Annotated in this window: 2 protein-coding genes; both read left to right on the top strand. The window is 75.3% G+C overall.

Annotated features, from left to right (window positions below):
* Window positions 1-93: 93 nt before the first annotated feature.
* The gene (locus ACWGDE_RS38320) at window positions 94-708 is read left to right on the top strand and encodes a DUF4126 domain-containing protein (RefSeq protein ID WP_453393708.1); all 615 of its coding nucleotides are present in this window, start codon (window positions 94-96) and stop codon (window positions 706-708) included.
* 10 nt (window positions 709-718) lie between these two features.
* Window positions 719-2,131, top strand: coding sequence for a phytoene desaturase family protein (locus ACWGDE_RS38315; protein ID WP_453393707.1), 1,413 nt, complete (start codon window positions 719-721; stop codon window positions 2,129-2,131).
* Window positions 2,132-2,254: the final 123 nt, after the last annotated feature.

Genomic DNA, 2,254 nt, shown 5'->3' with positions numbered 1-2,254 from the left:
GTCCCCTCACTGCTGTCCGCGCTCCGCCGCCCGGCCCGCCCCGCCTCCCGCGGCTTCCGGCCGCGGCAGCCGCTCGTACGGCATGATGATCGGGTGAGCGTCCTCCCCCTGGTCTTCACCAGCGGCTGGGCCAGTGGGATCAACGCGTACGCGGTGGTCCTCCTGCTCGGCATCTTCGGCAAGACCGGCCTGACCGACGAGGTCCCCGCCTCCCTGCAGCGCACCGACGTGCTGATCGTCGCCGCGGTGCTCTTCCTCTGCGAGGCGGTGGCCGACAAGATCCCGTACGTGGACTCGGTCTGGGACGCCGTCCACACCGTGATCCGCCCGGTGTCAGGGGCGGTGGTCGGCGCGCTGCTGGCCGGGCAGAGCGGCTCGCTCTCGGACATCACCGCCGGCGCGGTCGGCGGCTCCACCGCACTGGCCAGTCATTTCGTCAAGGCCGGCACCCGCATGGCGATCAACACCTCGCCGGAGCCGTTCACCAACGTCGTCATGAGCACCGCCGAGGACCTCGGCGTGGGCGGGATCGTCACGTTCGCGATGTTCAACCCACAGGCCGCCGCGATCATCGCGGCCGTCCTGCTGGTCGCCGGACTGGCCCTGCTGATCTACCTGTGGACCCGGATCCGCCGCTTCCTGCGCCGCCGGGCCCAGCGCCGCGAGGAGAAGAGGCTCGCCTCCGAAGTTGCCCGGGTCGCTCGATAGGCTCAGCCGCATGGCACGAATTGCGGTGATCGGCGCCGGGATGGGCGCGATGGCTACGGCGGCCCGGCTGGCCGTGGCGGGGCATCAGGTGACGGTGTACGAGCGCGGAACCACCTACGGCGGCGCCGTCGGCCGCTACGCGCGCGACGGCTTCGTCTTCGACACCGGCCCGGGGCTGCTGCACCTGCCCGCCGTGTACCGCGATCTGTTCGTCAAGACCGGCAAGCGGCCGCTGGAGGAGTGCGCCGAGCTGGTCCAGGTCGACCCTGCGCTGCGGCACGTGCTCCCGGACGGCCGTACGGTCACCCTCCCGGGTGCCTCGCACGGCGGGGCCGCCGCCGCCCTCGACGAGGCCTTCGGGCCGGGCGCGGGCGACCGCTGGAGCGCGGTCCTGGGCCGCGCCCGGGACGCCTGGGACGCCACCCGCCGCCCGCTCCTGGAGGAGCCGCTGCGCCCCGACCACCGGGCGCTGGGCCGCGACCCCTATCCCGCGCTGCGCGGCAGCGGACTCCTGCGCCGACGGCCGCCCACGCTGGCCGAGGTCGCCGCGCGCGAGCTCGGCGACGACGGCCTCGGCGGGCTGCTCTGCGAGCGGGTGCGCGCGTACGGGATCGATCCGGCGACCGCGCCCGCCTCCGCCGCGGTGCTGCCCTACATGGAGCAGACCTTCGGCAGCTGGTACGTGCGCGGCGGGATGCGGGAGCTGGCCACCGCCGTGTACGAGCGGTGCCTGGAGCGGAAGGTCGCCTTCGAGTTCGGGGCGAAGGTGCGGGAGGTGCTCGTACGCGACGGCCGCGCGGCCGGGCTGCGACTGGCCGACGGCACCGAGGTGACGGCCGACGGCGTGGTCTGCGCGGTCGACCCCCGACTGCTCCGGGTACCGCTCACCGAGGAGTCCGCGCCCGTCCGTACGGAACCCGCCCGCTGGTACACGCTGTTCGCCGCACTGCGCGGGGCCCGTGACGGCGATGCCGCGCACCGCACGATGCCGGCCGCCCCGCGAGCGGACCGTTCCTTCACGGTGCTGCGCCCCGACGATCCCGCGACCCGGCCCGACGCGGACCACGAGGCGGTGACCGTGCACGCCGTGGTGACCGGCGGGCCCGCGCCGAGCTCCGAGGAGCTGCTGGCCGCGGCCGCCCGCGCCGTCCCCGGGCTGCGGGAGCGGCTGCTGTGGCACGAGCTGCGCACCCCGGCCGACATCGCAGCGGCCACCGGCGCCGCGCACGGGGCCGTGCCCGCCCCCTCGCTGGCCGGGGCCGGGGGCCGGCTGCTGCACCCCGCGAACACCACCGCCCTGCCCGGGCTCCACCTGGCCGGCGGCTGGGCGCACCCCGGCGGCGGGCTGGCGCACGCGGGGATGACGGGGGCCCTGGTGGCCGGGCTGATCGTGGAGGGCGCCGGATTCCGCGGCTCGCAGTGAGGAACCGGGTCGAAAACCGGGCCCGCCGCTAGGTCGTCTCTTTCGGATCTTGCCGGTTGAGCCCGCGTCGTCCGGTGCCGTGCATCGCAAGGCGGAGAGGCTCCCGATTACTGGACGTCCTCG

The organism is Streptomyces sp. NPDC054956 (genome assembly GCF_053609185.1).
This window is presented reverse-complemented; position numbering and strand designations above follow the sequence as displayed.